Source organism: Terriglobia bacterium (genome assembly GCA_020072785.1).
GTDB lineage: Bacteria > Acidobacteriota > Terriglobia > Acidiferrales > UBA7541 > Acidiferrum.
On the sequence record JAIQGG010000005.1, the window covers coordinates 175,962 to 182,180 of the forward strand.

The window sequence follows — 6,219 nt, forward strand, 5'->3', positions numbered from 1 at the left end:
GACAATTTGGGCAATCCTCTGGCCGCATGCCTAGAAACCCGGACGTTCCCAAGGAGCCGGCGCCCAACCTCGCCGAGCGCATCGCGCAGCTCAGCGCCAAGCGCCAGGAGATCATCCGCCCGATCCTGGAGCAGCCGCGCGATTATGTTCTGCTCAGCGTCCGGGCCATGGCCAAACACCTGAAGACGGACCCCGCGACGATCGTGCGCATCGTCCGCGGTCTGGGCTTTGGCAGCTACCGCGAATTTCAGCGCCACCTCCATAACCTCTCGATCGCTTTTGCCACGTCACTCGATACCATGCAGACCGCCGGCGGGAAGGATTCCAGCATTCCCGGCCATATCCGGGAATCGCTCGAGCAAGACCTGAAAAACCTGCAGGGACTCAAGAACAGCCTGGACACGCGGCGTTTGACGGCCGTGGCGAAGCGGTTGTATAAGGCGCGCCGGATCCTGCTGCTTGCCGGAGACCTGGCGACGACGCTGGCCTTTTTTTTCGATTACCAGGCGAGCGTTCTCGGCCTGCCGCTGTTTTCCGCGACCTCGCCGGGGCGCATCACGCATCTGGTGCGCAACGTGAGCAGCAAGGACGTGGTGATCGCCATCAGTTTCCGACGCGGGCTGCGGCAGACCGTGGAAGGACTGGAGCAGGCGCGCAGCTGCGGCGCGCACTGTATCGGCATCGCCGATACCTTCCTTTCTCCGCTGGCGCGTCACTGTGATGAGCTCTTCCTGGCGCCCGTCGAGTCGCCCTCGTTCGCGGCCTCTTATGTCGCTCCCATGGCCCTGCTCAACGCGCTGCTGGCCGCGTGCGGCGAAGTGCGCCGGCCCCGGACGCTGGCACTGATGAAGCAGGTGGCGGAGGAGCAGCGCAAAGGATTCCGCTGGTGGGCGTCCTAAGAGGCCCGGCTATGCAACACACGTCTCAGAGGCTTCCCTGGCAGCAGGGATTCTTGACACAGCTTCCCGCACGAAATGGAAACCTCGCGAGCGAGCAGAATCTGGCTTCGTGAAAGAGACACCCGTCCTCATGCCTTCGTTAACGCCCTGAGTCCTCGGAGGAAGAACGCCATGAAACGTACACGCCCGGTCCGGTCGTTACTGCGCTGCGGACTTCTCCTGGCCGCGGCCGCGGTTTGCCCGCACCCTGCATTGGCACAGAATTCCGCGTCCCCCGTAATGGCCGAGCGCATCCGGAAGATTATGGAGCGGCCGGAATTCGCGCACGCCAATTTCGGCATCGAATTCTACTCGCCGGAGACCGGTGAGGTGATCTATGCGCTGAACGAGCACAAGCTGTTCACGCCGGCTTCGACGACAAAGACGCTCACTGAAGGCGCGGTTCTGGCGAGTTTCGGCGCGGACTATCGCTTTCATACGCGGATTTACCGCACTGGCCCGGTGGATGGAAAGGGCCGGCTGAAGGGTGACTTGGTGCTGGTGGCCAGCGGCGATCCCAATCTTTCGAACCGCATCCGGCCGGACGGCACGCTGGCGTTCGAAGATGAGGACCACTCTTACGGGGGTCCGGCCGTGGCGGGCGATCCGCTCGCGGTCATTCGGCAGCTCGCCAAAGATGTGGCCGCAAAGGGCATACGCCAGATTGAAGGGCACGTGCTGGTGGATGCGAGCCTGTTTCCGGACGGACCGCGTGAGGGCGGCACGGGCGTGGTCATCTCCTCGATCGTAGTCAACGACAACGTCATCGATTTGGTTGCCAGGCCCGGAGCCAAGGCCGGCGACGCGGTGATTTTGGAATCCACACCGCAGACTTCGTATGTCAAATTCGTGAATCAGCTGGCGACGTCCCCTGCAGGGAGCAAACCGGACCTGGAGGAGCCGGGTATCGTCACGAACGCGGACGGAACGGTGGTGGCGACGCTGCGAGGCAGCCTTCCGCAGGACGCGAAGCCGGTCACCGCGCCCTTCGCCGTGCCCGCCCCGACACAATTTGCGCAAACCGTGCTGAGCGAAGCGCTGGCCGCCGCGGGAGTTCAGGTGAAAGCGCCGGAAAAGGCCGCGGCACCGGACTTGGCGGGATATGCGAAGTTCTACGTTGCGGAAAATCAGGTGGCCGAGCACGTTTCCCTGCCGCTCGCCGAAGAGATCAAGGTCACGCTAAAGGTCAGTCAGAATCTGCACGCAGGGATGGGGCCGTATCTGCTGGGCGCCCTGGTGGCCAAAAACACAACCGACCCGCTACTCGCCGGTTTCGGCATCGAGCGCGAGTTTCTGCAAGCGGCAAAGCTGGATCTCTCTGGCGCGTCGCAGGGAGACGGCGCGGGCGGGGACTGGGCCGATCTTTTCAGCCCGGACTTCATGTGCCGGTATCTGGCGTACTGGACGAGGCGTCCGGACTTCGATGTGTTTTTTAAAGCGCTGCCGGTGCTGGGCAGGGACGGCACGCTGGCGAAGATCCAGACGGACTCGCCGGCTGCCGGATACGTCCACGCGAAAACCGGCACCTATGACTCCGAAGACCGGCTTGGCGGGAAAATGATGCTCAACGCCAAGGGCCTGGCCGGCTACATCCTTACCAAGAACGGGCGGCGACTGATCTTCGCGGCGTACATCAATCACGTGCATCTGCCGCCGGATGCGGATGCGGATCAGAGAATTGCGGGACAGGCGCTGGGGGCGATCGCGGCGGCGGCCTACGACGCGCCGCTCGAGGCGGCCGCTCCCGTCTCCGCCGGCTACGACATCATCATCCGCAACGGACACATTGTGGACGGTACGGGCAATCCCTGGTACGCGGCGGACGTGGCCATCCAGGGCGAGCGCATCGCAAAGATCGGCGACCTGAGCGGAGAAAAGGCCAAGCGGGAGATCGACGCCGCGGGGCGCACAGTCGCGCCGGGGTTCATCGATGTGCTCGGCCAGTCGGAGACTTCGCTGCTGCTCGACAAGCGCGCCATCAGCAAACTCGCGCAGGGTATCACCACGGAGATCACCGGAGAAGGCGGCTCGGCCGCGCCGCAGAACGAGAAAACGCTGGCTCCGCTTCAGCCCCTGCTCACGCACTTCGGCCTCACCGTGGATTGGACCACGCTGGATGGCTATTTCCGCCGCCTCGAAAAGCAGGGTACGCCGCTCAATTTTGGCACCTACGTTGGTTCCGCGCAGGTGCGCGAGGCGGTCCTTGGCGACGACAACCGCGCGCCCACACCCGAAGAGTTGGAGCAGATGAAAGCGCTCGTCGAGCAGGCAATGAAGGACGGCGCGCTCGGCGTTTCGAGCGCGCTCATCTATCCGCCCAACATCTACGCCAAGACCGATGAGCTGATCGCCCTCGCCCAGGTGGCGGCGAAGTACGGAGGCCTCTACGCCACGCATATGCGCAGCGAAGGGGCCTCCGAAATGCAGGCCCTGGCGGAGGCCATGCGTATCGGGCGCGAGGCAAAGATCCCCGTCGAAATTTTCCATCTGAAAGTCAGCGGGAAGCCGCGCTGGGGCAACATGAAAAAGGTCGTTGCAGCCATCCAGGCGGCGCGCGATACCGGCCTGGACATTGCCGCCGACATGTATCCTTATACCGCCGGCGCCACAGCGCTGGCCTCGGCCCTGCCGCCGTGGGCGGCCGACGGCGGCCCGCAGAAGCTCCTCGAGCGGTTGAAAGATCCGGAGGTCCGCTTGCGCATTAAGAAGGAGCTGGCGAGCGATCATCCCGACTGGGAAAACCTGTTCTTCGACGTTGGAGGTGCTCGCGGAGTTCTGCTGGCTTCCGTGACGAACCCCGAACTAAAGAATTTCGAAGGCAAAACGCTTGCCGAGGTAGCCGGCGCGTGGAAGAAATCGCCCGCCGATACACTGATGGATTTCGTTCTCGCGGACAACGCGCAGACCGGCGCCATCTATTTCATGGCCAGTGAAGACGATTTAAGAACCGGCCTGCAGCAGCCGTGGACGAGCATCGGCCTGGATGTCAATGCCATGGCGCTGGACGGACCAACTTACGAACCGCACACGCACCCGCGCGCGTTCGGCTCCATGGCGCGCTTCCTGGGGCACTACGTCCGCGACGAACGCCTGTTTCCGCTTGAAACTGCGATCCGTAAGATCACTTCCCTGCCGGCGCAGCGGGAACACCTGACCGATCGCGGCCTGCTCCTGCCCGGCTATTTCGCGGACATCACTGTGTTTGATCCCGCGACGATCATTGACCACGCGACCTACGCCAAACCCGATCAACCGGCAACAGGCGTAGATGTCGTTCTCGTGAACGGGCAGGTGGAATTTGATCATGGCAATCTCACGGGCGTTACCGCCGGCCGGATCCTGCGCGGCCGCGGCTACCAGCCGCCGGCTGCCTCAAAGTAAAAGTTCGGTGGAGACACCATACAAGTGCTGGCGGAGGCGAGCCATATCGTGCTTCTACGGTATATCGTGTAGAGGCATAGCAAGAAGCCCGTCTCCATAGGACTCCTGCAACGGCCGGAACGATATCCCCCTGGTTCGAAATTGACATCTTCTTATCTAGGGGTATCTTTGAGAGTGTGCCCGCGTTTCGATACTCGGACCGGGCAGGAGGTACTTCGTCATGCGCCGCAAACTTTTTTCGATTATTGCCAGCATCAGCCTATTGGCGTTTCTTGCCGGGTGCAAAACGCTCAGCCCCGAACAGGCCGAAAAGACAAGTCCCGAGGAAGGCAAAAGCGCCGGAAAGGGCGCTGCCAAAACAGCTGCTGTCCCCACTATGAGGACCATCGTCGTTCCCGAAGGAACGGAAATTTCCGTCGTTCTCGACCAGACCATCGGTTCGAAAACCAGCCAGGCTGGCCAGCGATTTGACGCCTCCGTAGCCGACGCGATTGAAGTGGAAGGCAAGATCGTTATCCCCAAAGGAGCCCACGCCGAAGGGGTGATCCGCGACGCCAAGCCTGCCGGCCGATTCAAGGGCGGGGCCGTGCTCGCGCTGGCTCTGACGTCCATCACCGTCGGTGGCCAGTCCTACGAAATTGAGGCCTCCGCGCCGACTCTGACCAGCAAAGGAAAAGGCAAGCGCACAGCCGTAATAGTCGGCGGCGGGGCGGGCGCCGGAGCTGCGATCGGGGCACTGGCGGGCGGTGGTAAAGGCGCTGCCATCGGTGCCGCTGTTGGCGCCGCAGCGGGTACGGGAGGAGCGGCCTTCACCGGCAATCGCGACATCACCCTGCAGGCTGAAACCGGCCTGACATTCAATCTGCTGAAGCCGCTAGAACTGAAGGAAAAGCGCTAGGCAGTACGACGGCAACTTTTCGGAGTGATTCTCTGCTGACCAAACAGACTGCACTCATCACCGGCGCTGGCAGCGCCGGTGGCATCGGTTTTGCCGTTGCCCGCCGGCTGCATGCCTCCGGTATCCGCGTGGCCATCACCTCGACGACGGAGCGCATCCATGCGCGCGCTCGCGAACTCGACCCCGGCGGGAAAACCGTGCTCTCCTTCGTCGCTGACCTCACCGTCGAGGCCGAAGCGCAGGGCCTGGTTGAATCGGTCCTCGAGCGCGCCGGGCAGCTCCACATCCTCGTTAATAACGCGGGCATGGTGCAGACCGGCGAAGAGATGCTGAGCAAGCCGCTGCGCGACCTCACCTACTCCGAGTGGCGGCGACAGATCGCCATTACGCTGGATACCGCTTTTCTCATGACCCGCGCGGTTCTGCCGGCGATGACCAAGAGCAAGTACGGGCGCATCGTGAACGTCTCTTCGGTCACCGGGCCCATGGTGAGCAACATCGGCTCTTCAGCCTATGGAGCGGCCAAGGCCGGGCTCGATGGCATGATGCGCGCGGTGGCCCTGGAAACCGGGCGCGACGGCATCACCATCAATTCCGTGGCGCCGGGCTGGGTGGCCACGGCTTCGACCACGGAGGAAGAGCGCGTCGCGGCCCTGCACACACCACTGGGGCGCGCGGCCACGCCGGACGAAGTTGCCGCAGCGGTCTGCTTTCTGGCCACGCCGGACGCTTCATACATTACCGGTCAGGTTCTGGTGGTGGATGGGGGGAATATTCTGCAGGAGACCAAGGGATAGAAAAAAGAAGGGCGGACCGAGGCCCGCCCTTACCCAGTAAATTCTCTCATTCCAAGCGAAGCGAGGAATCTCTCTTCGCTTGGCGATGCGTTCTAGTCGTAGTATTCCTGGCCGAGGTGGGTGATGAGGTCTGCGCCCATCATCCAGCGCAGGGTATTCTTCAGTTTCATGAGCTGGATGAACAGGTCGTGCTCGGGGTACAGGC

The 6,219-nt window shown here is 62.8% G+C and carries 4 protein-coding genes; all 4 read left to right on the plus strand.

All coding sequences use genetic code 11. From position 1 onward, the window contains the following. The first annotated feature begins 26 nt into the window (after positions 1 to 26). Complete coding sequence (locus tag LAN61_13595) at positions 27 to 899, plus strand: MurR/RpiR family transcriptional regulator (GenBank protein MBZ5541545.1); 873 nt, start codon at positions 27 to 29, stop codon at positions 897 to 899. A gap of 171 nt (positions 900 to 1,070) precedes the next feature. Next, positions 1,071 to 4,319: a D-alanyl-D-alanine carboxypeptidase/D-alanyl-D-alanine-endopeptidase gene (gene dacB / locus LAN61_13600; GenBank protein MBZ5541546.1), complete on the plus strand. Its 3,249-nt coding sequence runs from the start codon at positions 1,071 to 1,073 to the stop codon at positions 4,317 to 4,319. Between the two features lie 220 nt (positions 4,320 to 4,539). Next, a complete protein-coding gene (locus tag LAN61_13605; GenBank protein MBZ5541547.1) occupies positions 4,540 to 5,217 on the plus strand; it encodes a hypothetical protein in 678 nt (225 codons plus the stop codon). A 32-nt stretch (positions 5,218 to 5,249) separates the two neighbouring features. After that, a complete protein-coding gene (locus LAN61_13610; protein MBZ5541548.1) occupies positions 5,250 to 6,014 on the plus strand; it encodes an SDR family oxidoreductase in 765 nt (254 codons plus the stop codon). Positions 6,015 to 6,219: the final 205 nt, after the last annotated feature.

Excerpts from the sequence above, each read along its gene's own strand:
- LAN61_13595 (MBZ5541545.1), top strand. The coding sequence starts at position 27 with ATGCCTAGAAACCCGGACGTTCCCAAGGAGCCGGCGCCCAACCTCGCC.
- dacB (MBZ5541546.1), top strand. The coding sequence starts at position 1,071 with ATGAAACGTACACGCCCGGTCCGGTCGTTACTGCGCTGCGGACTTCTC.
- LAN61_13605 (MBZ5541547.1), top strand. The coding sequence starts at position 4,540 with ATGCGCCGCAAACTTTTTTCGATTATTGCCAGCATCAGCCTATTGGCG.